The organism is Leclercia sp. W17 (assembly GCF_003336325.1).
In the GTDB taxonomy this organism is placed as follows: domain Bacteria; phylum Pseudomonadota; class Gammaproteobacteria; order Enterobacterales; family Enterobacteriaceae; genus Enterobacter.
Window position 1 is genome coordinate 964376 of sequence record NZ_CP031101.1, and the last position, 26833, is coordinate 991208.

30 protein-coding genes are annotated in these 26833 nt (G+C 56.7%); 18 read left to right on the forward strand and 12 right to left on the reverse strand.

From position 1 onward, the window contains the following. Nucleotides 1–137: 137 nt before the first annotated feature. The 11 genes from cysG (at nt 138) to DVA44_RS04860 (ending at nt 8934) form a co-directional block, all read left to right on the forward strand. Nucleotides 138–1496, forward strand: coding sequence for a siroheme synthase CysG (gene cysG / locus DVA44_RS04810; protein WP_114385854.1), 1359 nt, complete (start codon nt 138–140; stop codon nt 1494–1496). 9 nt (nt 1497–1505) lie between these two features. Next, nucleotides 1506–2414 carry a sulfate adenylyltransferase subunit CysD gene (gene cysD, locus DVA44_RS04815; RefSeq protein WP_015963247.1) on the forward strand — a complete coding sequence of 303 codons (909 nt, stop codon included), beginning with the start codon at nt 1506–1508 and terminating at the stop codon, nt 2412–2414. Nucleotides 2415–2423: 9 nt separating this feature from the next. Then, the gene (gene cysN / locus DVA44_RS04820) at nt 2424–3851 is read left to right on the forward strand and encodes a sulfate adenylyltransferase subunit CysN (RefSeq protein WP_114316910.1); all 1428 of its coding nucleotides are present in this window, start codon (nt 2424–2426) and stop codon (nt 3849–3851) included. Continuing rightward, the gene (cysC, locus tag DVA44_RS04825) at nt 3851–4456 is read left to right on the forward strand and encodes an adenylyl-sulfate kinase (RefSeq protein WP_103822697.1); all 606 of its coding nucleotides are present in this window, start codon (nt 3851–3853) and stop codon (nt 4454–4456) included. The genes cysN and cysC overlap by 1 nt, the downstream gene beginning before the upstream one ends. A 58-nt stretch (nt 4457–4514) precedes the next feature. Then, the gene (locus DVA44_RS04830) at nt 4515–4838 is read left to right on the forward strand and encodes a DUF3561 family protein (protein WP_103822696.1); all 324 of its coding nucleotides are present in this window, start codon (nt 4515–4517) and stop codon (nt 4836–4838) included. A 167-nt stretch (nt 4839–5005) separates the two neighbouring features. Next, nucleotides 5006–5317 carry a cell division protein FtsB gene (gene ftsB, locus DVA44_RS04835; RefSeq protein ID WP_032613637.1) on the forward strand — a complete coding sequence of 104 codons (312 nt, stop codon included), beginning with the start codon at nt 5006–5008 and terminating at the stop codon, nt 5315–5317. Nucleotides 5318–5336: 19 nt separating this feature from the next. Further along, the gene (gene ispD, locus DVA44_RS04840; protein WP_114385855.1) at nt 5337–6047 is read left to right on the forward strand and encodes a 2-C-methyl-D-erythritol 4-phosphate cytidylyltransferase; all 711 of its coding nucleotides are present in this window, start codon (nt 5337–5339) and stop codon (nt 6045–6047) included. Next, the gene (gene ispF / locus DVA44_RS04845; protein ID WP_048959481.1) at nt 6047–6526 is read left to right on the forward strand and encodes a 2-C-methyl-D-erythritol 2,4-cyclodiphosphate synthase; all 480 of its coding nucleotides are present in this window, start codon (nt 6047–6049) and stop codon (nt 6524–6526) included. The genes ispD and ispF overlap by 1 nt, the downstream gene beginning before the upstream one ends. Beyond that, complete coding sequence (gene truD / locus DVA44_RS04850) at nt 6523–7572, forward strand: tRNA pseudouridine(13) synthase TruD (protein ID WP_114385856.1); 1050 nt, start codon at nt 6523–6525, stop codon at nt 7570–7572. The genes ispF and truD overlap by 4 nt, the downstream gene beginning before the upstream one ends. Continuing rightward, a complete protein-coding gene (gene surE / locus DVA44_RS04855; protein WP_103180914.1) occupies nt 7553–8314 on the forward strand; it encodes a 5'/3'-nucleotidase SurE in 762 nt (253 codons plus the stop codon). The genes truD and surE overlap by 20 nt, the downstream gene beginning before the upstream one ends. Beyond that, nucleotides 8308–8934 (forward strand): protein-L-isoaspartate(D-aspartate) O-methyltransferase, encoded by a 627-nt coding sequence (locus DVA44_RS04860; protein WP_103822693.1) that lies wholly within the window; start codon nt 8308–8310, stop codon nt 8932–8934. The genes surE and DVA44_RS04860 overlap by 7 nt, the downstream gene beginning before the upstream one ends. A 66-nt stretch (nt 8935–9000) precedes the next feature. Here the strand turns inward: DVA44_RS04860 and DVA44_RS25910 are convergent, their stop codons facing one another. Continuing rightward, complete coding sequence (locus DVA44_RS25910) at nt 9001–9204, reverse strand: hypothetical protein (RefSeq protein ID WP_231604148.1); 204 nt, start codon at nt 9202–9204, stop codon at nt 9001–9003. On the opposite strand from DVA44_RS25910, the gene nlpD reads away from it, so the two are divergent. After that, nucleotides 9110–10174 carry a murein hydrolase activator NlpD gene (gene nlpD / locus DVA44_RS04865; protein WP_246843623.1) on the forward strand — a complete coding sequence of 355 codons (1065 nt, stop codon included), beginning with the start codon at nt 9110–9112 and terminating at the stop codon, nt 10172–10174. The two genes, DVA44_RS25910 and nlpD, sit on opposite strands and share 95 nt — an antisense overlap. A 60-nt stretch (nt 10175–10234) precedes the next feature. Further along, complete coding sequence (gene rpoS / locus DVA44_RS04870) at nt 10235–11227, forward strand: RNA polymerase sigma factor RpoS (protein WP_103180911.1); 993 nt, start codon at nt 10235–10237, stop codon at nt 11225–11227. A 51-nt stretch (nt 11228–11278) separates the two neighbouring features. Here rpoS and DVA44_RS04875 read toward each other — a convergent pair whose 3' ends face one another. Next, nucleotides 11279–11656 (reverse strand): DUF4440 domain-containing protein, encoded by a 378-nt coding sequence (locus DVA44_RS04875; RefSeq protein WP_114385858.1) that lies wholly within the window; start codon nt 11654–11656, stop codon nt 11279–11281. Then, on the reverse strand, nt 11653–12861 hold the full coding sequence (locus tag DVA44_RS04880; protein WP_114385859.1) for an MFS transporter: 1209 nt from the start codon (nt 12859–12861) through the stop codon (nt 11653–11655). The genes DVA44_RS04875 and DVA44_RS04880 overlap by 4 nt, the downstream gene beginning before the upstream one ends. Nucleotides 12862–12969: 108 nt before the next feature. Between DVA44_RS04880 and DVA44_RS04885 the strand changes: the two genes are divergently transcribed. Further along, a complete protein-coding gene (locus DVA44_RS04885; RefSeq protein ID WP_114385860.1) occupies nt 12970–13857 on the forward strand; it encodes a LysR family transcriptional regulator in 888 nt (295 codons plus the stop codon). Here the strand turns inward: DVA44_RS04885 and DVA44_RS04890 are convergent. Further along, nucleotides 13854–14261 carry a MarR family winged helix-turn-helix transcriptional regulator gene (locus tag DVA44_RS04890; protein WP_114385861.1) on the reverse strand — a complete coding sequence of 136 codons (408 nt, stop codon included), beginning with the start codon at nt 14259–14261 and terminating at the stop codon, nt 13854–13856. The two genes, DVA44_RS04885 and DVA44_RS04890, sit on opposite strands and share 4 nt — an antisense overlap. 172 nt (nt 14262–14433) lie before the next feature. Here DVA44_RS04890 and DVA44_RS04895 point away from each other — a divergent pair, with 172 nt between their 5' ends. The 3 genes from DVA44_RS04895 to DVA44_RS04905 are packed head-to-tail and all read left to right on the forward strand — an operon-like array spanning nt 14434 to nt 16703. Next, nucleotides 14434–15036: a non-oxidative hydroxyarylic acid decarboxylases subunit B gene (locus tag DVA44_RS04895; RefSeq protein WP_114385862.1), complete on the forward strand. Its 603-nt coding sequence runs from the start codon at nt 14434–14436 to the stop codon at nt 15034–15036. Further along, nucleotides 15026–16453, forward strand: a complete 1428-nt coding sequence (locus DVA44_RS04900; protein WP_114385863.1) for a non-oxidative hydroxyarylic acid decarboxylases subunit C — start codon at nt 15026–15028, stop codon at nt 16451–16453. Before DVA44_RS04895 ends, DVA44_RS04900 begins: the two co-directional genes overlap by 11 nt. A gap of 10 nt (nt 16454–16463) precedes the next feature. Next, nucleotides 16464–16703, forward strand: a complete 240-nt coding sequence (locus DVA44_RS04905; RefSeq protein ID WP_114316919.1) for a non-oxidative hydroxyarylic acid decarboxylases subunit D — start codon at nt 16464–16466, stop codon at nt 16701–16703. A 151-nt stretch (nt 16704–16854) separates the two neighbouring features. Here the strand turns inward: DVA44_RS04905 and mutS are convergent, their stop codons facing one another. Both mutS and DVA44_RS04915 read right to left on the reverse strand, forming a co-directional pair. Then, nucleotides 16855–19416 (reverse strand): DNA mismatch repair protein MutS, encoded by a 2562-nt coding sequence (gene mutS, locus DVA44_RS04910; protein ID WP_114316920.1) that lies wholly within the window; start codon nt 19414–19416, stop codon nt 16855–16857. A gap of 113 nt (nt 19417–19529) precedes the next feature. Then, nucleotides 19530–19760: a SymE family type I addiction module toxin gene (locus DVA44_RS04915; RefSeq protein WP_114385864.1), complete on the reverse strand. Its 231-nt coding sequence runs from the start codon at nt 19758–19760 to the stop codon at nt 19530–19532. Between the two features lie 189 nt (nt 19761–19949). Here DVA44_RS04915 and DVA44_RS04920 point away from each other — a divergent pair, with 189 nt between their 5' ends. Beyond that, entirely contained in the window at nt 19950–20294 is a 345-nt protein-coding gene (locus DVA44_RS04920) for a nitrous oxide-stimulated promoter family protein (protein WP_103822686.1), read from the forward strand. 203 nt (nt 20295–20497) lie between these two features. Here DVA44_RS04920 and DVA44_RS04925 read toward each other — a convergent pair whose 3' ends face one another. The 6 genes from DVA44_RS04925 to DVA44_RS04950 all read right to left on the reverse strand — a co-directional run bounded on the left by DVA44_RS04925 (nt 20498) and on the right by DVA44_RS04950 (nt 26818). Next, entirely contained in the window at nt 20498–21256 is a 759-nt protein-coding gene (locus DVA44_RS04925) for an isocitrate lyase/phosphoenolpyruvate mutase family protein (protein ID WP_139157082.1), read from the reverse strand. An 8-nt stretch (nt 21257–21264) separates the two neighbouring features. Next, complete coding sequence (locus DVA44_RS04930; RefSeq protein WP_246843601.1) at nt 21265–22323, reverse strand: bifunctional transcriptional activator/DNA repair enzyme AdaA; 1059 nt, start codon at nt 22321–22323, stop codon at nt 21265–21267. A 452-nt stretch (nt 22324–22775) separates the two neighbouring features. Beyond that, nucleotides 22776–24008, reverse strand: coding sequence for an MFS transporter (locus tag DVA44_RS04935; RefSeq protein ID WP_114385867.1), 1233 nt, complete (start codon nt 24006–24008; stop codon nt 22776–22778). Between the two features lie 13 nt (nt 24009–24021). Beyond that, nucleotides 24022–24783 carry an ABC transporter ATP-binding protein gene (locus DVA44_RS04940; protein ID WP_103180900.1) on the reverse strand — a complete coding sequence of 254 codons (762 nt, stop codon included), beginning with the start codon at nt 24781–24783 and terminating at the stop codon, nt 24022–24024. Beyond that, nucleotides 24783–25820, reverse strand: a complete 1038-nt coding sequence (locus DVA44_RS04945) for an iron ABC transporter permease (protein WP_114385868.1) — start codon at nt 25818–25820, stop codon at nt 24783–24785. Before DVA44_RS04945 ends, DVA44_RS04940 begins: the two co-directional genes overlap by 1 nt. Then, nucleotides 25820–26818, reverse strand: a complete 999-nt coding sequence (locus DVA44_RS04950) for an ABC transporter substrate-binding protein (RefSeq protein WP_103180898.1) — start codon at nt 26816–26818, stop codon at nt 25820–25822. The genes DVA44_RS04945 and DVA44_RS04950 overlap by 1 nt, the downstream gene beginning before the upstream one ends. Nucleotides 26819–26833: the final 15 nt, after the last annotated feature.

The window sequence follows — 26833 nt, forward strand, 5'->3', positions numbered from 1 at the left end:
CGTTAAGCACTTTTTGATATGAGCTTTTTCAGCGCGTTATTCCATTGAGTAACTACTCATTCCAATTCGTAATTTCATTCGCTCGTAGCCGCCCCCTATAGTCCCCCTATTCCTTGTTGTTAGCGAGTTGTAGCATTGTGGATTACCTTCCTTTATTCGCTGCTGTAAAAGACCGCCCGGTGCTGGTTGTCGGCAGCGGCGAAATCGCTGAACGCAAAATTGCCTTTTTACATCGGGCAGGCGCGCGCGTGCAGGTTGTTGCCGAAGCGGACTTTGCTGAAGCGCAAATCGACAATGTGGTGCTGGTGATTGCCGCCACCGAAAACCGGGCACTCAACCAGCGCATCTCCGATGCCGCTCACGCCCGTCACCGTCTGGTGAACGTGGTGGATGACCAGCCGCTCTGCTCCTTTATTTTTCCGTCGATTGTTGACCGCTCGCCGCTGCTGGTGGCGATCTCCTCCGGCGGCACCGCGCCGGTGCTGGCGCGCGTCCTGCGGGAAAAAATCGAGGCGCTGCTGCCCACCAGCCTTGGCCGGATGGCAGAAAAAGCCAGCTTCTGGCGCAACCATCTGAAAACCCGCCTGACCAGCGTGGCGGAACGCCGACGCTTCTGGGAGCGCGTGTTTCGTGACCGCTTTGCCAGCCTGATGCAGGCCGGTAATGAGACGGCGGCGCAGAAGATCCTCGAAGACGAACTGGACAACCCGGGCAGCACCAGCGGGGAGATCATCCTCGTTGGCGCGGGGCCGGGTGATGCCGGATTGTTGACGCTTCGCGGCCTTCAGGTACTCCAGGATGCGGATGTGGTGTTCTATGACCATCTGGTGACCGACGGGGTGCGCGAGCTGATTCGTCGCGACGCCGAGCAAATCTGCGTCGGCAAACGCGCGGGCGGCCACGCCGCACCGCAGCATGAAACCAATCAGATGCTGATCGCCGCCGCGAAAGAAGGCAAAACCGTGGTGCGTCTCAAAGGTGGCGATCCGTTCATCTTTGGCCGCGGCGGTGAAGAGCTGCAGGCCGCCGCCGAAGCGGGCGTGCCCTTCCAGGTGGTGCCGGGGATCACCGCAGCCTCCGCGGTAACGGCCTACGCCGGTATTCCACTGACGCACCGGGATTATGCCCAGAGCGTCACCTTTGTCACCGGCCACTATAAAGCCGACAGCACCCCGTTTGACTGGACCCATCTGGCCCAGAGCCGTCAGACGCTGGCGATCTATATGGGCACCATGAAAGCGGCGGAGATCAGTGAACAACTTATTCGTCACGGGCGCGATGCAGATACGCCTGTGGCAGTGATATCCCGCGGCACGCGCGTCGATCAACACGTGGTGACCGGCACATTACAACACCTTGCAACCCTGGCGAAAGATGCCCCGATGCCCGCCCTGATTGTGGTGGGGGAAGTGGTGCAGCTGCACAGCACGCTCGCCTGGTTCCAACATACAACCGACACAGAAGGCTTTGGTTCTTCTGTTATCAATTTGGCTTAAGGAACGGTTATGGATCAAAAACGACTGACGCACCTGCGGCAACTGGAAGCGGAGAGTATTCATATTATCCGCGAAGTGGCTGCTGAGTTTGCAAATCCGGTAATGATGTACTCCATCGGCAAAGACTCCAGCGTAATGCTGCACCTGGCGCGTAAAGCGTTTTATCCGGGCACGCTGCCGTTCCCACTGCTGCACGTGGATACCGGCTGGAAATTCCGCGAGATGTATGAGTTCCGTGACCGTACCGCCAAAGCCTACGGCTGTGAACTGCTGGTGCATAAAAACCCGGAAGGGGTGGCGATGGGCATTAACCCGTTTGTCCACGGCAGCGCCAAGCACACCGACATCATGAAGACCGAAGGGCTGAAGCAGGCGCTGAACAAATACGGCTTTGATGCCGCTTTCGGCGGCGCCCGCCGGGATGAAGAGAAATCCCGCGCCAAGGAGCGTATCTACTCCTTCCGCGACCGCTTCCATCGCTGGGACCCAAAAAACCAGCGTCCGGAGCTGTGGCACAACTACAACGGCCAGATCAACAAGGGCGAAAGCATCCGCGTCTTCCCGCTCTCCAACTGGACCGAGCTGGATATCTGGCAGTACATCTATCTGGAAAACATCGAGATCGTTCCGCTGTATCTGGCGGCTGAACGTCCGGTGCTGGAGCGCGACGGCATGCTGATGATGATCGACGACGATCGCATCGACCTGCAGCCTGGCGAAGTGATCAAAAAGCGGATGGTGCGTTTCCGTACTCTCGGCTGCTGGCCGCTGACCGGCGCGGTGGAATCCGACGCGCAAACGCTGCCGGAGATCATCGAAGAGATGCTGGTGTCCACCACCAGCGAGCGACAGGGGCGCGTGATTGACCGCGACCAGGCAGGCTCGATGGAGCTGAAGAAACGTCAGGGTTATTTCTAAGGAGCCGCCATGAATACCACTATTGCTCAACAGATCGCCAATGAAGGCGGCGTCGAAGCCTACCTGCACGCCCAGCAGCACAAAAGCCTGCTGCGTTTTCTGACCTGCGGCAGCGTGGACGACGGAAAAAGCACCCTGATTGGCCGTCTGCTGCACGATACCCGTCAGATCTATGAAGATCAGCTCTCCTCCCTGCACAACGACAGCAAGCGTCACGGTACCCAGGGTGAAAAACTCGATCTGGCGCTGCTGGTGGATGGCCTGCAGGCGGAGCGCGAGCAGGGCATCACCATCGACGTGGCCTATCGCTATTTCTCTACCGAGAAGCGCAAATTTATTATCGCCGATACCCCAGGGCATGAGCAGTACACCCGCAATATGGCGACCGGGGCCTCAACCTGCGACCTGGCGATCCTGCTGATCGACGCCCGTAAAGGGGTCCTGGATCAGACCCGTCGTCACAGCTTTATCTCCACGCTGCTGGGGATCAAGCATCTGGTGGTGGCAGTTAACAAGATGGATCTGGTCAACTTCAGCGAAGAGAAGTTTAACGAGATCCGCGAGAGCTATCTCACCTTTGCCGAGCAGCTGCCGGGCAACCTCGATATCCGCTTTGTGCCGCTTTCGGCGCTGGAAGGGGATAACGTCGCTTCCCAGAGCGTGAGCATGCCGTGGTACAGCGGCCCGACGCTGCTGGAAGTGCTGGAGACCGTTGAGATCCAGCGCGACGTGGATACGCAGCCGATGCGCTTCCCGGTACAGTACGTTAACCGCCCGAACCTCGATTTCCGCGGTTTCTCCGGCACGATTGCCTCCGGCAGCGTGCGCGTAGACCAGCGCGTGAAGGTACTGCCGTCAGGCGTGGAATCGGCCATTGCCCGTATCGTGACCTTCGATGGCGATCTGCAGGAAGCGGGTGCCGGCGAAGCGGTCACCCTGGTGCTGAAAGATGAGATCGATATCAGCCGCGGCGATCTGCTGGTGGATGCGCAGGAGTCGCTGCCTGCGGTACAAAGCGCCGCGGTGGATGTGGTGTGGATGGCCGAGCAGCCGCTGAGCCCGGGCCAAAGCTACGACATCAAGATTGCCGGGAAGAAAACCCGCGCCCGCGTCGATGGCATTCAGTATCAGGTCGACATTAACAACCTGGCGCAGCACAGCGTGACTGAACTGCCGCTGAACGGCATCGGTCTGGTGGATTTCACCTTCGACGAGCCGCTGGTGCTGGACGAGTATCAGCAGAACCCGGTAACCGGCGGGCTGATTATTATCGACCGTCTGACCAACGTCACCGTTGGCGCAGGGATGGTGCGCGAACCTAAAGCGCAGGCGAGCGCGGTGCCGTCGGAATTCAGCACCTTTGAGCTGGAGCTCAACGCGCTGGTGCGCAAACACTTCCCGCACTGGGGCGCGCGCGATCTGCTGGGAGGCAAGTAATGGCGCAGCATGATGAGAACGTCGTCTGGCATCCTCATCCGGTCACGGTGGCCGAACGCGAACAGCTCCACGGTCACCGTGGGGTTGTGCTGTGGTTTACCGGGCTCTCGGGGTCCGGTAAGTCCACCGTTGCGGGTGCGCTGGAAGAGGCGCTGCACAAAGCGGGCGTCAGCACCTATCTGCTGGATGGCGACAACGTGCGCCACGGGCTGTGCAGCGATCTGGGCTTTAGCGATGCGGATCGCAAAGAGAACATCCGTCGGGTGGGCGAAGTGGCCAGCCTGATGGCCGATGCCGGGCTGGTGGTGTTAACCGCCTTTATCTCACCGCACCGCGCCGAGCGGCAGATGGTGCGTGAGCGGGTAGGAAACAGCCGCTTCATTGAGGTATTTGTCGATACCCCGCTGGAAATATGCGAGCAACGCGATCCGAAGGGACTGTACAAAAAGGCGCGCGCTGGCGAGCTGAAGAATTTTACCGGCATTGATGCGGTTTACGAAGCGCCGGAAAACCCCGATATCCACCTGGAAGGCCAACAATTGGTAACAAATTTGGTGGGTCAATTATTAGACCTGCTCCGGCAGGGCGATATTATCAGATCCTGAGATGGTATTGATGGGGATGCTTAATCTCCATCAATATGTCACGGTCACAGGATCAGCTATGCGGAACAGTGAAAACTATATCATCACCGGGTCGGACACAGTATCGGCACATGACGAGACGACCTGGTCTTTTCCTGGGGCGATTGTCGGCTTTGCGTCATGGCTGATGGCACTGGGGATCCCTTTCCTGTTTTACGGCAGCAATACGCTGTTTTTCTTCCTTTATACCTGGCCTTTCTTTCTGGCGCTGATGCCCGTTGCCGTAGTGGTAGGGATCGCGCTGCACTCTCTGCTTAACGGTAAACTGCTCTACAGCGCCCTGATAACGGTTATGACGGTCGTCGCCATGGTCGGACTGTTATTTTTGTGGCTCATGGGATAAGTTCAGCCATAATTCAAACCGTAACCAACTATGTGACATTGTTGGCTTGCGCGAATCTGCAAAAAAAATGTGGTACATTTGCCCGCAATGTTGCGGCATCTCTGTAGCCCCGATGTAGAGTCATGGGGAAAGTTATGGGATGATGATGCCGTTTTTCAGGGGGCAGGATGGGTAAACTTACGCTGCTGTTGCTGGCTCTGCTGGTCTGGCTTCAGTATTCGCTGTGGTTCGGTAAGAACGGCCTTCACGATTACAGTCGCGTCAGCGATGACGTGACGGCGCAGCAGGCAACAAACAGCAAATTAAAAGCGCGAAACGATCAGCTGTTTGCGGAAATTGACGATCTCAATGGCGGACAGGAAGCCATTGAAGAGCGCGCGCGCAACGAACTCAGCATGACTAAGCCGGGCGAAACCTTCTATCGTCTGGTGCCGGATGCGTCTAAACGCAACCAGGGCTCAGTACAAAACACTCGATAATCAGGCCCAGGATTACGCCATGGCAGTAACTTTTTCCAACGTATGCGCCGTTGTGCCAGCCGCCGGGTTTGGCCGGCGCATGCAGACTGAATGTCCTAAACAATACCTTTCAATTGGTGATAAAACGATCCTTGAGCACACCGTGGCGGCGCTGCTGGCGAACCCACGCGTGACGCGGGTCGTTATCGCTATCAGCCCGGGCGACGCCCGCTTTGCCGCGCTGCCGCTTGCCCACCACCCGCAGGTGACCGTGGTGGACGGTGGCGCAGAGCGCGCCGATTCGGTGCTGGCGGGACTGAAAGCCGCCGGTGACGCACAGTGGGTACTGGTGCACGATGCGGCGCGGCCGTGCCTGCATCAGGATGACCTGGCGCGGCTGCTGGCCATCAGCGAAACCAGCCGCGTTGGCGGCATTCTCGCCACGCCGGTCCGCGATACCATGAAGCGCGGCGAGCCCGGCCTGCCGGCCATCGCCCATACGGTGGAGCGCGTTGACCTCTGGCATGCGCTCACGCCGCAATTTTTCCCCCGCGAGCTGTTGCACCACTGCTTAACCCGTGCGCTGAACGAAGGCGCAACCATCACCGACGAAGCCTCGGCGCTGGAGTATTGCGGTTTTCACCCGGAACTGATTGAAGGGCGCGCAGATAATATAAAGGTGACGCGCCCCGAAGATTTACAGCTGGCAGAATTTTATCTTACCCGTTCGACCCATCAGGAGAAGGCATAATGCGAATTGGACATGGTTTTGACGTACACGCCTTTGGCGGCGAGGGCCCAATTATCATTGGCGGCGTACGCATCCCTTATGAAAAAGGACTGCTCGCGCATTCTGATGGCGATGTTGCACTGCACGCGTTAACCGATGCGCTGCTCGGTGCCGCGGCGCTGGGTGATATCGGCAAGCTGTTCCCGGATACCGATCCGGCTTTCAAAGGGGCCGACAGCCGCGAGCTGCTGCGCGAGGCCTGGCGCCGTATTCAGGCCAAAGGCTATACCCTCGGCAACGTGGATGTGACCATTATTGCCCAGGCGCCGAAAATGCTGCCGCATATTCCCCAGATGCGCGTCTTTATCGCCGAAGATCTTGGCTGCCATATGGATGACGTCAACGTCAAAGCGACCACCACCGAGAAACTCGGCTTTACCGGCCGTGGTGAAGGCATCGCCTGCGAAGCCGTGGCGCTGCTGGTGAAGGCGGTAAAATGACGGACTTCGACAACCTGACCTACCTGCACGGTAAACCGCAGGGCACGGGGCTGCTGAAAGCCAACCCGGAAGATTTTAGGGTCGTCGAGGATCTGGGTTTCGAGCCGGATGGCGAGGGCGAGCATATTCTGGTGCGGATCCTGAAAAACGGCTGCAACACCCGTTTTGTGGCCGATGCGCTGGCAAAGTTCCTGAAAATTCACGCCCGTGAAGTGAGCTTCGCCGGGCAGAAAGACAAACACGCCGTGACGGAACAGTGGCTCTGCGCGCGGGTGCCGGGTAATGGGATGCCTGACTTAAGCCAGTTCCAGCTCGAAGGCTGTCAGGTACTGGAATACGCCCGCCATAAGCGCAAGTTGCGCCTCGGCGCGTTAAAGGGCAATGCTTTTACCCTGGTGCTGCGCGAGGTGAGCCACCGCGACGAGGTGGAGCAACGTCTTAACGCCATCCAGGCGCAAGGGGTGCCGAACTACTTTGGCGCGCAGCGTTTTGGCATCGGCGGCAGTAACCTGCAGGGGGCGCTGCGCTGGGCGCAGAGCAATGCTCCGGTGCGCGATCGCAATAAACGCAGTTTTTGGTTGTCGGCAGCCCGCAGTGCGTTGTTTAATCAAATCGTCAGCGAGCGACTGAAAAAAACAGACGCGAATCAAGTTGTTGTCGGCGATGCGCTACAATTAGCGGGACGCGGCAGCTGGTTTGTCGCCACTGACGAAGAGCTGCGCGATGTGCAGGCGCGCGTCGAGGCAAAAACGCTGATGATCACTGCGGCCCTGCCGGGTACCGGCGACTGGGGTCCGCAGGGTGATGCGCTGCGCTTTGAACAGTCTGCCATCGCCGATGAAACAGAGTTATGCTCACTGCTGGTGCGGGAAAAAGTCGAAGCGGCACGCCGGGCGATGCTGCTCTATCCGCAACAGTTGAGCTGGAACTGGTGGGATGACGTAACCGTCGAGCTACGTTTCTGGCTGCCGGCAGGCAGCTTTGCCACCAGTGTTGTCAGGGAACTTATCAACACTTCGGGTGACTATGCGAATATTGCTGAGTAACGATGACGGGATCCATGCGCCAGGCATTCAGACGCTGGCGAAAGCGCTACGTGAGTTCGCCGAGGTGCAGGTCGTGGCTCCCGATCGTAACCGCAGCGGTGCCTCTAACTCGTTAACCCTCGAGTCGTCTCTTCGCACCTTTACCTTCGATAACGGTGATATCGCCGTGCAGATGGGCACCCCGACCGACTGTGTCTTTCTGGGGGTTAATGCGCTGATGCGTCCCCGCCCGGACGTGGTGGTCTCCGGCATTAATGCCGGACCCAACCTGGGCGATGACGTGATCTACTCCGGTACGGTGGCGGCCGCCATGGAAGGACGCCATCTCGGCTTTCCTGCCCTGGCGGTCTCGCTTAACGGCCATCAGCATTACGATACCGCCGCCGCGGTCACCTGCGCCATCCTGCGGGCGCTGAGCCGTGAGCCGCTGCGTACTGGCCGCATCCTTAATATCAACGTGCCCGATCTGCCGCTGGATCAAATCAAAGGTATCCGCGTGACGCGCTGTGGCAGCCGACACCCGGCGGATAAAGTGATCCCGCAGGAAGATCCGCGCGGCAACACGCTGTACTGGATTGGGCCGCCGGGCGAAAAACATGATGCCGGGCCGGATACCGATTTCGCCGCCGTAGATGAAGGCTACGTCTCCGTCACCCCGCTGCACGTCGATTTGACCGCGCATAACGCGCAGGATGTGGTTTCAGGCTGGCTGGATCGCGCCGGGGTGAGCTCGCAATGGTAAGCAATCGTGTACAAACTCTTCTGAATCAATTACGCAGTCAGGGCATTGCTGACGAGCGGGTGTTGGACGCCATCTCGCGGGTACCGCGGGAAAAGTTCGTGGATGAGGCGTTTGAGCACAAGGCGTGGGAAAACGTCGCGTTGCCGATAGGGCAGGGGCAAACCATCTCCCAGCCCTATATGGTGGCGCGCATGACCGAGCTGCTGGAGCTGACCCCGGACTCGCGGGTGCTGGAGATTGGCACCGGTTCTGGTTACCAGACCGCCATTCTGGCGCACCTGGTGCATCATGTCTGCTCGGTTGAGCGCATTAAAGGGCTGCAATGGCAGGCGCGCCGCCGCCTGAAGCAGCTCGATTTACATAATGTTTCTACCCGTCACGGGGATGGCTGGCAGGGCTGGAAGGCTCGCGGCCCGTTTGATGCCATTATCGTGACGGCTGCACCGCCTGAGATCCCGGCTGCGCTGATGGCGCAACTGGATGACGGCGGGATCCTCGTTTTACCGGTGGGCGATGAACACCAGCTGTTGAAGCGTGTTCGTCGACGGGGCAACGAGTTTATTATCGATACCGTAGAAGCCGTACGTTTCGTGCCTCTGGTAAAAGGAGAGCTGGCCTGAGACTCGGATTTTTCCAGGGTTATTCAGGCAAATTCAGCGTATGGTGTGGCGCAAAACGTCGTGACATTACGGTAATTTTAAGTCACTGGTAATTAAAAATAATCCTGGGGGATAAATGAGCGCGGGAAGCCCAAAATTCACCATCAGCCGTGTTGCGGCATTGTCACTGGTTTCAATCTGGTTGGCAGGTTGTTCAACATCGAATAATGCCCCTGCGCCTGTAAGTTCGGTCGGCGGTGATAGCGGTTCTGGTAATTCATCCGGTGGCATGCTGATCACCCCTCCGCCTAAGATGGGCACCTCAACGGCGCAACAAACTCCGCAAATCCAGCCTGTTCAGCGTCCGGTTACCCAGCCAGTACAGATTCAGCCAGTGGAACAACCTGTCCAGACGGAAAATGGCCGCATTGTGTATAACCGCAAGTATGGGAACATTCCGAAAGGCAGCTATACCGGCGGCAGCACTTACACCGTGAAACGCGGCGATACCCTCTTCTATATTGCCTGGATCACCGGGAACGATTTCCGTGATTTAGCAGAGCGAAACAACGTTCCGGCCCCGTATAGCCTGAATGTCGGCCAGACGCTGCAGGTAGGCAATGCGACCGGCGCGCCGTTAACGCCAGGCAATACCGTTTCTGCGGCTGACGTCACGGCGCAAAATAACAGTGTGACGCCTGCGCAAAAATCAAGCACAGTGGTTGCGTCGCAACCGACAATTACGTATTCTGAAGATTCAGGTGAACAGAGTGTTAACAAGATGTTGCCGAACAATAAGGGGACTGCGACTGTTGTTACAGCACCCGTTACGGCTCCTGTGGTTAGCTCTACCGCACCCGTTGCCAGTAGTCAGACGTCCAGCTCGCCAATCTCTTCGTGGCGCTGGCCGACTGAAGGCAAGGTTATCGAGAACTTTTCTTCCTCCGAGGGGGGAAATAAAGGGGTCGATATCGCAGGGAGTAAGGGACAGGCTATTATCGCGACCGCTGATGGACGCGTGGTATACGCCGGTAACGCTCTGCGCGGTTACGGTAATCTTATTATCATCAAACACAACGATGATTACCTGAGTGCCTACGCCCATAACGATACGATGCTGGTCCGGGAACAACAAGAAGTTAAGGCGGGGCAGAAAATAGCTACCATGGGTAGCACCGGAACCAGTTCTACACGCTTGCATTTTGAAATTCGTTACAAGGGGAAATCCGTAAACCCGCTGCAGTATTTACCGCAGCGATAATTTGGCGGGACATATCTTTTGGTATGTTGCGCCCAGGGATCACGGGTAGGAGCCACCTTTATGAGTCAGAATACGCTGAAAGTTCATGATTTAAATGAAGACGCGGAATTTGATGAGAACGGAGTAGAGGCTTTTGACGAAAAAGCCTTAGTAGAAGAGGAACCCAGTGATAACGATTTAGCTGAAGAAGAGCTGTTATCGCAGGGCGCCACTCAACGTGTGCTGGACGCGACTCAGCTTTACCTTGGAGAGATTGGATACTCTCCACTGTTAACAGCAGAAGAGGAAGTTTACTTCGCGCGTCGGGCATTACGTGGTGATGTAGCCTCACGCCGTCGTATGATTGAAAGTAACCTGCGTCTGGTCGTCAAGATTGCCCGTCGTTACAGCAATCGTGGTCTGGCTCTGCTGGATCTGATTGAAGAGGGCAACCTGGGCCTGATCCGCGCGGTAGAGAAATTTGACCCTGAACGTGGGTTCCGTTTCTCAACTTATGCGACCTGGTGGATCCGACAGACCATCGAACGGGCAATCATGAACCAGACCCGTACGATCCGTCTGCCTATTCACATCGTGAAAGAGCTGAACGTCTATCTGCGTACCGCACGCGAGTTGTCCCATAAGCTGGACCACGAGCCAAGCGCGGAAGAGATTGCCGAGCAGCTTGATAAGCCGGTTGATGATGTAAGCCGTATGCTGCGTCTCAACGAGCGTATTACCTCTGTCGACACCCCGCTGGGTGGCGATTCCGAGAAAGCGCTGCTGGACATCCTGGCCGATGAAAAAGACAACGGCCCGGAAGACACCACGCAGGACGATGATATGAAACAGAGCATCGTCAAATGGCTGTTCGAACTGAACGCCAAACAGCGTGAAGTGCTGGCACGTCGTTTCGGTCTGCTGGGGTATGAAGCTGCGACACTGGAAGATGTCGGTCGTGAAATCGGCCTGACCCGTGAACGTGTTCGTCAGATTCAGGTAGAAGGTCTGCGTCGCCTGCGTGAAATCTTGCAGGGGCAAGGGCTGAATATCGAAGCGCTGTTCCGCGAGTAAGCACCTTTTCGTCAAAAAAGGCCAGTCGAAAGACTGGCCTTTTTCTTTTGCTTAAGGCGCTGCGGTTTCATGTAGCAGACGCCAGGTGAGGTTGTCTCCCTCCTGGTTCAGGATGGCGCTGGACCAGCGCACGTTCACCGGCTGATCCGGGCGGGTTTGTGTTTCACGGTAGTGAAGCACTGCGCCGTTATCCCATGTCTGCAACGTCGTTAATTCATCAATCACGATCTTCAGCCCCGGACGGCTTCCGCGCTGGCTTTCCAAAAAACTGGCAAGGGCCTGATAGTCGAGTGGGGCACCGCCCGGCGGGATCATTAGAAAATCGGGGCTGAAACGGGCGAGCAGGGCGTTGGTATCGCCTTCGCCTTTGCCTAACCAGTTTTCAAGCGCAATGTGGAGGTCGATAATGTCGTGTTCGAAAGGCGTCATGAATTCTCCTGTCTCAGTTGGGTGAGGACCTGCGTATTGTTAATACGAAAAACGTACAGAACAGGCAGCAAGGTCATGCCTGCGGCAAAAATAAACGCCCCGTGCCATGCGGCGAGCGGCGGCAGCCAGACCTGCGCCAGGCTCAGCGCCTGCGCCAGCAGCAAGGCACCGGCAAAAAAGCTCAACTGACGATTGAGATTCCACAGGGCGCTGGCGTCTGGCATATCTTCCCGGCGCGTCGTCAGAAAAGCGCTGCTCTGAGCCGTGCTGCTGCACAGGCTTCCCCCGGCCCCCATCAGCACAAACGCCACGGTGGGTAACAGCGCCGCGCCGTCCGGGCTGACGTCCAGTAAAAGCAGAATACCCAGCGCCTGGAGCAGGCAACCTGTAACAATAAGGGGGCGAGGGCCGATGCGGTTAAAGTAGCGGCCCGTCGCTGTGATAGCGATAAACGATACCACAGACCACGGCAGCATGAGCATTCCCGTTGCTGCCGGGCTCAGGTTCGCCTCGTGCTGAAGATAAAACATCCCCGTGACGTTCACCCCAATAAACATACCGGGCACACAGACATAGACAAGCATGGAAAATCGCAAAAGCGGGTCCGCGAGCAACGACAGGTTTAGCAACCTGGCCGCTTTCATCGCGGGCATTTCGTGTCTAAGCCACAGACAGGCCAGAACAAAGGTCGTGAGGGCAGCCGGGAGCGTGACGAAAAATATCCATCGCCAGCTTAGCGTCTGCACCAGCAGGCCCCCGACAGCAGGGGAGCAGGCGGGAGCAAGCAACGCAACCAGCATGACCGCAGAGGAGAGCCGGGCACGTTCGTGAGGCTTAAACTGTTGCCAGGTCAGCGCCTGTCCGACGGGGATCAATAAGCCACCTCCCACCCCTTGCAGCACGCGCCATGCGATCAGGTTTTCAAGCGTTGCAGACAAGCCTGCCGCCGCAGAGGCTGCGCTGAACAGAAAAAGCGAGAGCAGGATGACGCGCTTTGGCCCGATCCGGCGCGTAAGCACGGTGCTGAATGGGATCACCAGCGTCAGACCGGCAATGTATCCGTTACTGACCCAGGCAAGCGCTGAAGGGGTGGCGTTAAAATCGTGAGCCATCGCCGGAAAGGCGACGCTTGCAATGAACATGTTGATCAAATCCAGAAAAAAGCCCAGCAGGTAGACTGTGGCGACTTTGCTGCGATACGTCATGGTGGATCCTCCGGTGAGGTGGCGTATCGTATCGGGCCGAAAAGCACGGATAAACCTGACAAAGCGGGATATACTGTCAAAATTATTTTGACAGTATAAAGGGTGATGATGATTAACTTACAGCGTACGCAGATGTTTGTTGCGGTGGCCGATACCGGGAGTTTCACGGCGGCAGCGGATGCGATGGGTCTGACAAAAGCGGTGGTCAGCTTCAATATTCGCCAGCTCGAAGCTGAACTGGGCGTCACCCTGCTGCTGCGATCCACCCGACGACTGACGTTAACCGAGGCGGGCGTGCTGTTTCATCAACGCAGCGTTGCGCTTCTGAAGGACGCAGAGCAGTTGCAGGATGATGTCCGCGCCAACCATGCGGGGCTCACGGGGGAACTGCGGATCACGACCACGCCCGAGTATGGTTCGCAGGCCGTGGTGCCGCTGCTGGCCAGGTTTAGCCAGCAGCATCCGGATCTTCGCGTGCGTCATGCTTCGTCGTCACTGCACGCCGACCTTATCTCGGAGCGCTTTGACGTGGCCATCCGGCTGGGAACGCTTGCCGATTCTCGCTACCACGCCGCGCTGATTTCGCACTTCTCCATTCTCCCGGTCGCGGCACCCGAATGGCTCGTTAATCATCCGATCAAATCGCTGGTGCAACTGGCGCAGGCCGACTGGATTATTCACGAGCGTGTTGCCTCGCCGCTGCGTTGGCAGGTGAAAGATGCCAGCGGCGCGCCTGAAATGCTGGAGATAAAAAAAGCGCCGCGTTTGTTTGCCGACAGCGCTCAGGCGCTGATGGCCTTTGCCATTGCGGGAGGTGGGGTGGCGTTACTGCCGGAATGGCTGGTGCGCGATGCGCTTGATGCGGGAAGACTGGTCCCGGTTTTACCTGGATATACCTTTGCGCAGCAGGGCATCTATGCGGTGTATCCTGATGCCCGGCATGTGCCAGCGAAAGTGCGCATCTTTATTGATTTTATGCGCACCAGCGTGAATTAGCCGTGCATCATCTTTTTGATAAGCGCAGAGAATTGCTCCCGCTCGGCCTTGTTGAGACGTCCTAAAAACGCCTCATCCACCGCGTTGCCAACCGGTTTACAGCCTGCAAGCAGAGCTTCACCTTCTGGCGTCAGGAAGACAAACCGGCGGCGCTTATCTGCCGGATCGTGCTCGCGTTTCACCAGCCCGCGCGCCTCCATGCGGCTCAGCATTTCAGCCAGCGTTGCTTTGGTGCTTACCGCGGCTTCCGTTAACGCCACCTGCTCAATGCCCGGATGTTCAGCGATCGATCGCATTACCGCGTATTGCGGCTTGGTCAGCTCGGGTAAGGCCTGCTGCCAGCGCGCAGTATGCTGCTGAAAAAGCTGACGTAACAGGTGGAACGCTTCTTGTTTTAGTTCCATGAACTCTCCGGCATAAAAATGATCTCTTTATGATAGCCCCGATCAGCGGTGAATTTAATGCGGTCAGTTTTACCATTTCGTGTGATCGTATACGAACGATCTTGTCAGCGCCCAGATCCGGGCGTACGGTAAGCAACAAGTTCGTATACGAACAAATGGAATGAGGTGTTGCATGAGATTGATTGTTGGGATAACAGGGGCGACCGGTGCGCCGCTTGGCGTGGCATTGCTGCAGGCGCTGCGCGACATGCCGCAAGTAGAAACCCATCTGGTGATGTCGAAATGGGCGAAAACAACGATTGAACTGGAAACGCCGTATACCGCTCAGGACGTTGCCGGGCTGGCGGATGTGGTTCACAGCCCGGCGGATCAGGGGGCAACCATCTCATCCGGCTCCTTTCGCACCGACGGCATGATCGTCATCCCCTGCAGCATGAAAACGCTGGCGGGCATCCGCGCGGGCTACGCCGAAGGGCTGGTGGGGCGTGCCGCGGACGTGGTGTTAAAAGAGGGACGCAAGCTGGTGTTGGTCCCGCGGGAAACGCCGCTCAGCACTATCCATCTTGAAAATATGCTGGCGCTTTCCCGCATGGGCGTGGCGATGGTGCCGCCGATGCCCGCTTATTACAACCACCCGCAAACCGCCGATGACATTACTCAACACATTGTGACCCGGGTGCTCGATCAGTTTGGTCTGGCGCATAACAAAGCCCGTCGCTGGGAGGGGTTACAGGCGGCCAGACATTTTTCCCAGGAGAATAAACATGGCATTTGATGATTTGAGAAGCTTCCTGCAGGCGCTCGATGAGCAAGGGCAACTGCTAAAAATCACGGAACAGATCGATGCGGAGCCGGATCTGGCCGCGGCAGCCAACGCCACCGGGCGCATTGGCGATGGAGCACCTGCGCTCTGGTTTGACAACATCCGCGGCTTTACCGACGCCCGCGTGACGATGAACACCATCGGATCCTGGCAAAACCACGCCATCTCGCTGGGGCTGCCGCCGAATACGCCAGTGAAAAAGCAGATCGACGAGTTTATTCGCCGCTGGGATAACTTCCCGGTTGCGCCGGAGCGTCGCGCCAACCCGGCCTGGGCAGAGAACACAGTGGATGGCGACGCGATCAACCTGTTCGATATTCTGCCGCTGTTCCGCCTGAACGATGGTGACGGCGGGTTCTATCTCGATAAAGCCTGTGTGGTCTCCCGCGATCCGCTCGATCCGGATCACTTCGGCAAGCAGAACGACGGCATCTACCGCATGGAGGTGAAGGGCAAACGCAAGCTGGGTCTGCAGCCGGTGCCGATGCATGACATCGCCCTGCACCTGCATAAAGCGGAAGAGCGCGGGCAGGATCTGCCGATTGCGATCACCCTGGGCAATGACCCGATCATCACCCTGATGGGGGCGACGCCGCTCAAGTACGATCAATCAGAATATGAGATGGCGGGAGCGCTGCGCGAAAGCCCGTATCCGATCGCCACCGCGCCGCTCACCGGTTTTGACGTGCCCTGGGGTTCGGAAGTGATCCTCGAAGGGGTGATTGAAGGCCGCAAACGCGAAATCGAAGGGCCGTTCGGGGAGTTTACCGGACACTACTCCGGTGGCCGTAACATGACCGTGGTGCGCATCGATAAAGTCTCTTACCGCACAAAACCGATTTTTGAGTCGCTCTATCTCGGGATGCCGTGGACCGAAATCGACTACCTGATGGGCCCGGCAACCTGCGTGCCGCTCTACCAGCAGCTGAAAGCTGAATTCCCGGAAGTGCAGGCGGTGAACGCAATGTACACCCACGGCCTGCTGGCAATTATCTCCACCAAAAAACGTTACGGCGGCTTTGCCCGTGCCGTGGGGCTGCGGGCAATGACCACGCCGCATGGCCTGGGCTACGTGAAGATGGTGATCATGGTGGATGAGGATGTCGATCCGTTTAACCTGCCGCAGGTGATGTGGGCCCTGTCGTCGAAAGTGAACCCGGCAGGGGATCTGGTGCAGTTGCCGAATATGTCGGTGCTGGAGTTGGATCCGGGGTCAAGCCCGGCGGGGATCACCGACAAATTGATTATCGACGCCACCACACCGGTTGCGCCGGATATGCGTGGTCACTACAGCCAGCCGGTACAGGATCTGCCTGAAACCAAAGCCTGGGCTGAAAAACTGACCGCGATGCTGGCCGCACGTAAATAAGGAGGGGAAAATGATTTGTCCACGTTGTGCCGATGAACATATTGAGGTGATGGCGACGTCGCCGGTTAAAGATGTCTGGACGGTGTATCAGTGCCAGCACTGTCTCTATACCTGGCGTGATACCGAGCCGCTGCGCCGCACCAGCCGCGAACACTATCCCGAAGCCTTTCGCATGACGCAGAAAGATATCGACGATGCCCCGCAGGTGCCGACCATTCCGCCATTACTGGCGGAAGATAAGCGCGGATAAAAAAGCCGGGTGGCGGCTACGCCTTACCCGGCCTGGGATCCAGTGTCTTTTGTAGGCCCGGTAAGCGTAGCGCCACCGGGCGTAAAGCCCGCGCGAAATCCCCGTAGGCCCGGTAAGCGCAGCGCCACCGGGCGATACAGACCGCAGAGCGCTACACCAGATTTTTCAACCGATAAATCCACTCCAGCGCCTGACGTGGCGTCAGAGAATCCGGGTCGAGGTTCTCCAGGGCTTCCAGCGCCGGGGAGGTCTCTTCGGCAGGGACCAGCAGCGACATCTGGGTGCCATCTACCTGGGTGGCTGCCGCGTTTGGCGCCAGGCTTTCCAGCTCGCGCAGCTTCTGACGCGCGCGCTTGATCACCTCCTTCGGCACCCCGGCCAGCGCCGCCACGGCCAGACCGTAGCTTTTGCTCGCCGCGCCATCCTGCACGCTGTGCATAAAGGCGATGGTATCGCCGTGCTCCAGCGCATCCAGATGCACGTTCGCCACGCCCTCCATCTTCTCCGGCAATTGGGTCAGCTCGAAATAGTGAGTAGCAAACAGGGTCAGGGCTTTGATCTTATTGGCCAGGCTTTCGGCACAGGCCCACGCCAGCGAGAGCCCGTCATAGGTTGAGGTGCCACGGCCAATCTCATCCATCAGCACCAGGCTGTACTCCGTGGCGTTGTGCAGAATATTCGCCGTTTCGGTCATCTCGACCATAAAGGTGGAACGACCGCTCGCCAGATCGTCCGCCGCGCCCACGCGGGTAAAGATACGGTCGATAGGGCCGATCTCCACCTTTTGCGCCGGAACGTAGCTGCCGATGTAGGCCAGCAGCGCAATCAGTGCCGTCTGGCGCATATAGGTACTTTTACCGCCCATGTTTGGCCCGGTAATAATCAGCATCCGGCGCTGCGGCGACAGGTTCAGCGGGTTGGCGATAAACGGTTCGTTCAGCACCTGTTCCACCACCGGGTGGCGCCCTTCGGTAATGCGCACGCCTGGCTTATCGGTGAAGGTTGGGCAGCAGTAGTTCAGCGTCTCGGCACGTTCCGCCAGGTTGACCAGTACATCCAGCTCGGCCAGCGCCGCGGCGCTCTGCTGCAGATCCGCAAGGTGCGGCATCAGGATGTCGAACAGGGCATCATACAGCTGTTTTTCCAGCGCCAGGGCTTTGCCTTTGGAGGTGAGCACTTTGTCTTCGTACTCTTTCAGCTCCGGAATAATGTAACGCTCGGCGTTTTTCAGCGTCTGGCGGCGCACGTAGTGAATAGGGGCCAGATGGCTCTGTCCACGGCTGATCTGAATAAAGTAGCCGTGTACCGCGTTGTAACCGACCTTCAGGGTGTCCAGTCCAAGGCGCTCACGCTCGCGGATCTCCAGCTTATCCAGATAATCCGTCGCGCCATCGGCCAGGGATCGCCACTCGTCCAGCTCTTCGTTGTAGCCTGGAGCGATGACGCCGCCGTCACGCACCAGCACCGGCGGGGCTTCAATGATGGCTTTTTCCAGCAGTTCGCGCAGTTCGCTAAATTCGCCCATCGCCTCGCGCAGCTTTTGCACCGGGGCGCAGTCAACCTCCGCCAGCTGGCTGCGCAGTTCCGGCAGTTGCTGGAAGGCATGGCGCATGCGGGCTAAATCGCGCGGGCGTGCGGTGCGCAGCGCCAGTCGTGCCAGAATACGTTCCAGATCGCCGACCTGACGCAATACCGGCTGAATGTCGCTGTACCGATCCTGCAGGGCACCAATGGTCTGCTGGCGCGCGGTGAGCGTGGCAATATCGCGTACCGGCATATGCAGCCAGCGTTTCAGCATACGGCTGCCCATCGGGGTGACGGTACTGTCGAGCACCGAGGCGAGGGTATTCTCCACACCGCCGGCCAGGTTCTGGGTGATCTCCAGATTGCGGCGGGTGGCGGCATCCATAATGATGCTGTCCTGCTGACGTTCAATCGTAATGGAGCGGATATGTGGCAGGGCGGTGCGCTGGGTATCTTTTACGTACTGCAGCAGACAGCCCGCGGCGCACAGGCCGCGCGGCGCGTTTTCTACGCCAAAGCCGGTCAAATCGCGGGTGCCAAACTGCAGATTGAGCTGCTGGCGCGCCGTATCGATTTCAAATTCCCACAGCGGACGGCGACGTAGACCGCGACGCCCCTCAAGCAGCCCCATCTCGGCGAAATCTTCGGCATACAGCAGCTCCGCAGGATTAGTGCGTTGCAGTTCGGCCGCCATGGTTTCGCGGTCGGCCGGTTCGCTCAGGCGAAAACGCCCGGAGCTGATATCCAGCGTGGCGTAACCGAAACCTTTGCTCTCCTGCCAGATGGCGGCGAGCAGGTTATCCTGGCGCTCCTGTAACAGCGCTTCATCGCTGATGGTGCCAGGCGTGACGATGCGTACCACTTTGCGCTCAACCGGGCCTTTCGAGGTGGCCGGATCGCCAATCTGTTCGCAGATGGCGACCGATTCACCCTGGTTAACCAGCTTCGCCAGGTAGTTCTCTACCGCATGATGTGGAATACCGGCCATCGGGATGGGTTCACCTGCCGAGGCGCCACGTTTGGTCAGGGAGATGTCGAGCAGCTGCGAGGCGCGTTTCGCATCGTCATAAAACAGCTCGTAAAAGTCGCCCATCCGGTAAAAGAGCAGGATCTCCGGATGCTGAGCTTTCAGCTTCAGGTACTGCTGCATCATGGGGGTGTGGGCGTCGAAATTGTCAGTAGTGGTCATGGAGTGATGATGTCCATTTCTTTGAAAACAGTGCTGTTCAGGCGACGTTAGGGTCGTGTATTGCCGCTATTGTCGCATGAAAAAATGGCCCGGCGCAGCAAAATGTCACCGCCTTAGTCCGGCTCTTCGCCGACCAGCTCAATCACCAGTTTTCCCTGTTCCACCAGCACTCGCACCCGGGAATGGGTTTTAAAACCGGCCTCTTCCAGCCTGTCGCCTTTTAAACTCAGCGCGGCGTGTACGCTGTAGCGTGTTGGGATCTTGGTCTTGCGATCCTCGTGGCGCTTTCTGAAATAACCCACGGTGAGCTGACGGCTGGGTCTGGAAATGCTGATATCTGACATAGAAACTCCTTTTTCTCGGGCAAGGATCAGGCGATATAAACACCTGTATAAAATGCCAGTAAAATGAACCTGAGACAAACGCAGAACTGCGAAGCGTCTTCAGAAAACGAAATGTAAAATATGAAATCGGGCTGAATATCCAGCCTGAAAAGGGTAATATAAATACAACTTATTATTAGGTATCAGACTATGGCAGGAAAACGGATCGCGCGTGAAAAAGAGACCATCCGCAAGATGATCGCGCTCTATGAAAAGCAGTGCCCGCAGGCATCTAAAGAGGCGGGGCATTACGCAGCGCTGAATGCGTATGCCGACAAGCGGCTGGATAAATGCGTGTTTGGTGAAGAAAAACCGGCCTGCAAGCAGTGCCCGGTCCACTGCTACCAGCCCGCTAAGCGTGAAGAGATGAAGCAGGTCATGCGTTGGGCGGGGCCGCGCATGCTCTGGCGTCACCCGATTCTGACGATTCGCCATCTGATTGACGATCGCCGCCCGGTGCCAGAGCTGCCGGAAAAGTACCGCCCGAAAAAGTAACCTCTCAGGTGCGCGGCCTGCGCATCGGGCGGCAGATTGCCATTTTAACTGCGAGATGAGATAGCTCATAGTTGACCATTATTAAATTAACCGAATGCATTTTTCTTGCTATGTATCAGGCTTGAAGAAAGTTAATGTATATTATTTACAGTACTTTCTGAAAACTGAAATTAATAATTCCTAAATGAATAAGTGAGGTAAATTTAGCGATAAATTGCTATAGCTTTATCTTTCAGTTGCCCACAAAATTCAATCCAGGATTTTGGACCGATACTTACACGGCTAACGCCAGATTTACTGTAAGCCTGAAGGTCCGGTTTACTGCTTAAATCCATTATATTTACTGGTAAATCGACTGCCGAACAAACTTGTTTTATTAAATAATGGTCTGTGGTACTAGGAATAAAGAAACCATTTGCGCCAGCCTCACGATATGCACGTCCTCTGTGGATGACGGCTTCTAGTAAATTGGTATGTTTGTTCTGATCACCTTCTTGCAAGAAAATATCTGTTCTGGCATTAATGAAAACATTAACCCCCATTTTATCTGCTGTTTTTCTCAGGGCTGTTATTCTTTCAGATTGCTCTTCTATTCCGAATATACTACCCTCAGAGATATTTTGATCCTCAAAATTAACGCCTGCAACTCCGACATCAATCAACGCAGAGAAGTTTTTACAAACCGCTTTTAATTCCTGAGCGTATCCGCTTTCGAAGTCGACAGTGACTGGAAGGTTTACCGCTTTAACAATATTCTTTACAACTACAAGTAACTCATCAAAAGGCATGGATTGCCCGTCAGTGTATCCCTGTGCCTCCGCAACAGACCAGCTGCTGGTCGCAATCGCCTCTGCGCCATTAGTGGCAAGAATTTTGGCTGTACCGGCGTCCCAGATATTGTAGAGAAAAAGAGGGCGATCCTTTTTGTGCAATAGATGAAATGATTCGATGTGCTTATTCATAGTGCCTCTCACTTATTGGATATTCTGCGTTCATGTTCGATTAACCATTTCTTACGCCACAGTCCACCACCATATCCTGTTAATGTTCCGTCTGCGCAAATTACTCTATGGCATGGGATTAAAATGGAGATTTGATTTGCTCCATTAGCTCGGGCAACTGCCCGACAAGCCGTGGTATTGCCTATCTCTTTAGCAATATCTGAATAACTTCTTAATTCGCCCATAGGAATTTTTCTCAGCGCATCCCAGACTCCTCTTGTAAATCTTGTGCCAAATTCTGCTAAGGGTGTATTAAAATGGAAAATTCTACCCTCGAAATATAAGTTAAGCTCTTCCTCAACGAGATCGATGGGGGCTTCGCGGCCCATAACAATTTCGGCGTTGGTGATTTTTTTAAGTTTTTCCATTTCGCCTGGCAGCGCTTTTCTGTCGAGAAATTCCAGTAAATAAAGAGAGTATTTATCCGCAATGGCGATCATTGTTCCGATAGGGGTCTCTATCCAGTCTGCTTTAAGGTAAAATCTATTATGAGCATTTTTGGGAGAAACACCGATATGCCGCGATATTGCATTACGAAATCCGCTTCCTGAATCATAATTGGCTGTTAATTGTGCATCGATTACTTTTGATCCGTCAGTCAAAGACTCCACACTTCTCCCAATCTTTCTCTGCCGGGCAATTTCTAAAAAAGTAATGCCAAACTGACGTCTGAATGCCCGCCTGACTGTCGACGGATCGAATCCCATTTCTGCAATGGCACCTTCGGACCACTTTTTATCAGTGTTGCTTTCCAGCTCATCCAGTAGCTTGTCGATCATAGGCTCACGAGTCAGGCCGATAGCCATCGGCCTACAGCGTTTGCAAGGTCTGAACCCGGCTTCCAGCGCTGAACCTATAGATGAATAAAAGGTTGAATTTTCTTTTTTGGGTTTTCTGGCAGGACAGGTCAGCTTGCAGAAGATACCTGTGCTTTTGACTCCCACATATGCAAAGCCTTCATAGGAAGGATCCCGTTCAATCAATGCCTTATAAAGAACGTCATCTGAAGGAATATCGAATAGCATCATGATGCCTCGTTTGGGTGGTGTTCCAATAATGTTAATGGAATGCTGGGGAGGGGAGCGACTAAAAACGGGCATCTATTTGTTCAAAGAGTAAAACAGAGTTTTTGTTTAAATATGAGTTTTTGGATAGTTTATTCACATAAAATTTAAATTTTAAACGGATATAAATACCAAAAAAATCGTATTTGATTTTTTTAAAAGCATGCAATTCTGTGATAATAATCACCAGATATATTTTTATCTTATTGAATTACGAAGTTTTTTCAGGTTTGTATTTTGTTGTAATCATAGTGTGAATACAATCGAGACTGCATCAAGAATCTGGTTTTCATTAAACCGAGTAGCACTCCCTGTTTTCCTTCGATTTATTCGGGCATCTGGCGAATGGATGTCTTATGTAGAAGATGAGCAGGTGATGCGCCGGTCAGGGCCGCGCATGCTGTGGCGTCAGCCGATTAGCCTCGCGGCCTGCGCATCGGGCGGCAGATAACGACCATAGCAATTGCACTGCACAGCGGAAACACCGCCAACACCAGCCACGGAACGATCGCCCCGGCGGACGGCGTCAGCGCCCCATCGAGCAGATCGCCGAGCAATAAATTCCCCGCCAGCACCGCGCATCCCCCAGCGGTAGCCAGTGCGCCATAGTGCGCGCCTAAAGTCGATTCGCTGGCAAACCACGGCACCACATCTTTGCCCGCCGGCACCAGCAGCATCTGGCCGGTGGTCAGCAGGGTGACAAAACAGGCCGCAGGCAGCAGGCGCAGCAACCCCGCGCCCGGCGTTGAAGAGGCAAAGAGCGCGACGCTCAGAAACGCGGCGGCGATAAGCAAAAAGCCCACCGGCAGGATCCGCACCGCGCCCACCCGACGGGCAAAACGCGCAAGTGGGAGCTGAAAGAGGATCACCAGCCCCGAGGCCAGCATAAACAGCGGGCCAAGATCTTTCTCGCTGCCGCCAGCACGCTGGATCTCCACCGGGAGCGCCAGATAGAGCTGGTTATAGCTCAACAGCCAGCTGCTCCAGGCGATGATAAACGCCACGAACCGCGGCTGGCGAAAGGTGGTCCACCAGGGGGTGATATGTAGCGGCTGATTTTTTGCTGAGCCTGAAGGTAAACAGAAGAACAGCACAATCAGCGCGACCACGAAGACCACGGCCCCGGCCAGCGCCACCTGACGAAAGCCCAGGCCGGTGAGCAGGGCGCCTGCGACCGGGCCCAGGACTGCCCCCAGTTCGCCGCACACTGCGAAGAGGGCGAACCACTCGGCGCGGCTGCGTTTGCCCTGCGCCTCGCTGCGGGTTCCGGCTTTGGCCAGTAACGCTTCGATGGAAGGGGAAAACAGCGCCCCGCCGATCCCGGTGAGGCATGCCCCGGCAATAATGACGGGCAGGCTGTAACCAAAGGCCAGCAGCAGATAGCCCACCACCCGCACAACGCAGCCGCAAAGAATAATGATGCGCGCGCCGTAGCGGTCGGAGAGGGCGCCACCAACGATAAACATCCCCTGCTGGGAGAAGGTCCGCAGCCCGAGCACCAGCCCGATAACGCCGCCGGAGAGCAGCATATCGTCGCGTAAAAAAATCGCCAGGAAAGGGACGACGGCGTAAAAACCGATATTGAAAACAAACTGGCTGCCCAGTAAGACGGGCGGCCAGAGTTGCGTCGCGGGGCGAATGGATAGCACCTGTTACCTCGCCTCAGACGAGGAAGTGAATATGTTTTTTGCCATGATCGGGGGAGAGCTCAATGCGGGTTTTCACCCGGAATATCTCCCACAGTAGCTCTTCGGTCAGGATCGCCTGCGGCGTACCGCTGGCGACAACGCGCCCTTTCTGCATCACGATCAACGCATCACAGAACATGGAGGCGTGGTTAAGATCGTGAATGGCGACAATGCTGGTGACCGGCAGCTGGCTGATCAACTGCATCAATTGCATCTGATGGTGAATATCCAGATGGTTAGTGGGTTCATCCAGCAGGATCTCGGTTGGCATTTGCGCCAGCGCCCGGGCGATGTGCACCCGCTGGCGCTCGCCGCCGGAGAGACTCAGCCAGCCCTGCTCGCTGTGATGTAGCATATCCACCGTCTTCAGCGCCTGGTTTACCGTTTCGTCATCCTGCGCCGTCCAGCCGGAGAAAGGGGAGTGGTGCGGAATACGCCCCAGCTTTACCACGTCCCGCACGCGCATGTTGGCATCGGTCATGCCGTGCTGTTCCACAAAGGCTACCCGCCGGGCGAGCTGCTTTTTCGGGATACCACTGATGCTTTTGCCATCCAGCGCGACGGTGCCGCTATGGGGGCGACGTAAACCGGCCAGGATCCGCAGCAGCGAGGATTTGCCGGAGCCGTTTGGCCCCAGCAGGCCGACGGTCTGCCCCTGAGATACTGCCAGCGAGACATTGTCGACGATGACCTTTTTACCCACCTTCCAAGTGATATTTTCAGCAGTGATGCTCATCACTTATTCCTTGAACGGTAGATAATCACAGCAAAGAACGGGACGCCCACCAGCGCAGTCACCACGCCGACCGGCAGGCTTTGCGGGGCGATCAGCAGGCGCGAGGCGATATCCGCCAGCACCATCAGGATGGCACCCGCCAGCGCGCTGGCGATAAGCAGCGTGCGGTGCAGCGGACCAAAGAAGAAGCGCATCATGTGTGGTACCACCAGGCCGACAAAGCCGATGGAGCCCGCCATACTGACGATGGTGGCGGTCATCAGTGCGGTAACGATAAACAGGATCAGGCGCACCCAAGGGACAGCGATCCCCAGCGATGCGGCGGCATCGTCGCCAAAGGTGAAGGCGTCGAGCGCCCGGGCGTACCAGAGACAGACAGCCAGACCGACCAGCACCGCGACCAGCACCATCTGGAACTCGGGCCATCTCACGCCGCTAAAGCTGCCCAGCAGCCAGAACATCACGTCGCGTGCCTGCTGGGCGCTCGCCGAGGTGCTGACGGTCCAGGCGGTGATGGCGTTAAACAGCTGCGAGGCGGCCACCCCGGCAAGGATGGTGCGTTCGCTGCCGCCGCGGGCACCGTTCGTCAGCAGGGCCACAAACGCGAAGGCGGTAAACGCGCCAGCGAAGGCCCCGGCGGAAAGTGTCACGGTACCGCTGCCAATGCCCAGCACGACCACGGAGACCGCACCGGTTGACGCCCCGGCGGACACCCCCAGCACGTAAGGTTCGGCGAGGGCGTTTTTCAGCAGGCTTTGCAGCACCGCGCCGCAGATAGCCAGACCCGTACCGCAGCAGGCCGCCACCAGCGCCCGGCTCAGACGAAAGTCCCAGATCACGCTCTCATAGATGCGATTGAGCGGCACCTCGGTTAAGCCCATTTTATTGGTAATGGCGTAGAACACGCTCTGCAGGGGGATCGACAACTCCCCCACGCTGACGCCAAAAGCGATAACCAGCAGCAGCGCGACCACCGCCAGGAAACCCGAAGCTGGCAACAGCCAGTTCAGGCGGGTCTGTTGTACCACTGCGGTCATTAATTCAGTTCCATTTTTCTGAGCTGTTCACCAATCTGCTCCGCGCCGTAGAGGGTGCGGATGGTCGGGTTCATCGCCTGGCCGTCCATCACCACGATGTGGCCTTTTTTCACCGCGTCGAGCTGGCTGACGGCGGGATCGCTTTTCAGGAATTTGATTTTTTCCTCGGCGTTATCCAGCGCCCAGCGGTTACGGTCGAGGCTGGAGACCACGATCACGTCCGGGTTGGCAGCGATAATGCTCTCCCAGCCGACGGTCGGCCATTCCGTTTCAGAGGTGATGGCGTTGTGGCCGCCCAGCACGTTAGCGATAAAGCCGGAGGCGCTGTTTTTACCGCCGACGTAGGCATCAGAAGAGGGGGAGGAGCTGGAGAACCAGAAGACAAATGAGAGGTCTTTTTTGTTTTTGCTGAACTCAGCCCGCAGGTCAGCCTCACGCTTTTTGAAATCGGCAATCAACGCCTGGCCGCGATCTTCGACGTTAAAGATTTTGGCGAAATCTTCGATCTCTTTATACAGGAAGGTCATATCCCACAGCTTCTGGCGGCTGCCGTACATATCGCCGATATCTTTTTTGGTGGCGCACATGCCCGGCGACATGTAGCTGTTCACGCCGACGGTAGCCAGATCTTCGCGTTTGGCGACTTTACTCTCTGGCCCCAGCAGCAGCGGCAGCTGGGCCGGAACGAAGTCCGGATTTTGCGCAAGGATAGACTCCAGCGTCGGGATCTCGACGGTCAGCAATTTCACTTTTTCATTCTTTTCAGCGAGTTCAGGCAACACTTTGGTCGGCCAGAAGGCGCTGGCGGCGACCTTATCCTGCAGGCCCAGCAGTAGGAGAATTTCTACGGTGTTCTGGCCCAGTGCGACCACGCGCTCCGGCGCTTTGGTGAAGGTCTCTTTATAGCCGCAGTTCTCGATCGTCAGAGGGTAGGTGGTTGCAAAAGCAGAACCGGCTGTCGCGATCAGCAAGCCTAATGCACTGATGATCTTTTTCATGAAACGCTATCCTTC